This window comes from Bradyrhizobium glycinis (genome assembly GCF_016031655.1).
Taxonomy (GTDB): Bacteria; Pseudomonadota; Alphaproteobacteria; order Rhizobiales; family Xanthobacteraceae; genus Bradyrhizobium; species Bradyrhizobium glycinis.
The window spans coordinates 1-1178 of sequence record NZ_JACCHQ010000066.1; the positions used below are offsets into that span (position 1 = coordinate 1).

General features: G+C 59.3%; 1 protein-coding gene. It reads right to left on the reverse strand.

Annotation, left to right across the window (positions count from 1 at the left end):
• Positions 1-5: 5 nt before the first annotated feature.
• Positions 6-1088: an ISAs1 family transposase gene (locus HZZ16_RS36875; protein ID WP_197955759.1), complete on the reverse strand. Its 1083-nt coding sequence runs from the start codon at positions 1086-1088 to the stop codon at positions 6-8.
• Positions 1089-1178 lie beyond the last annotated feature (90 nt).

Here is a 1178-nt window from a genome sequence, read left to right on the forward strand (position 1 = left end):
TAGGGCTATCGCATATGAGCGAGGGCGGAGAGAAGGAAGTCGTTATTCCATCTGGCTTCGAGCATTTTGTGGCTGGTGCGGGCAGGTCCAGGTGTTGCCTGCAGCGTATTGATAGCCAGCTTGCGGATGGCTGCGAGGTTTTCGGCAGCATGGCCTTTCCGGCTGCGGCAAGCGTCCTCGTCGAACAGAACGTCGAGAACCCAGTGCAAATTGTTTTCGATGCCCCAATGAGCGCGCACGGCTTCAAGCAGCTTCTTGGCTGGGAGCGGACGCGATGCCAGGAAGTATCGAGCCGTATGTTTGGCAGCCTTGCCGGTATCGGCACGCCAACTGTCGATGCGGCCCACGGCAACGACGGCGGGGAAGCCGTATTGCTTCGCAAAATGAGGTGCCGGGGTGACAATGGCCTGCCGACGCTCGGTACGACCATGAGCGGAGATCCTGCGCTGGCTCGCCCGCGCAGGCTTGCGTGCGGTATCTATCAATACCTTGGCGGCCTTGAAGAGGCGGCCGCGATTGCTCTTAATCGCCAGGACGTAATGGCCCTTTCGGTTACGGATGGCCTGCGCGACATCGGGTCTGCAATGCAAGGCATCGGCAGTGACAAGAGCGCCGTCCAGATCGAGCTGAGCGAGGACTTGGAGAACACCGGCAACCTCGTTGCGATTGGGGGCCTTTCTCTGAGCCAGCGCCATGCGCGTGCTTGCCGCCCAGACATTGACCATATGCAGCGGCATCGCCCGCCGACCCCGCCTGAAGGCTCCTCGCAAGGCCTTCCCGTCAATGCTGACCACGCCTTTGATACCGAAGCCCTTGCTGAACTTACGTAAAATCGCTTCCAGTCCCTTCGGATCCAGCGCGCGGAAAACGGTGCTGAACGTATCGTGGCTGGGAATGCCGTGTTTGAGCTCCAGAAACTCCCGCAACAGTTCCTCTCGGCCCCTCCCGAAGAATTCGAACTCGGTACAGCTCTTGGCGCCAGCCAGCGTTGCCGCCAAAGCGATGATGACGATATCAGCCAGCGCGTGCCGCGAGTTATCGGCGCGTGGATCCTTGAGAGGTCGGAGCAGGCGCCTGAGTTTGCGCATTTGGGTCTCCCTCGACAATCGAGAGAAACCCAAAGAATCCAGTTCAAATCGCTTTGCAATACACTACCAACGCCATATGCGATTCCCCTA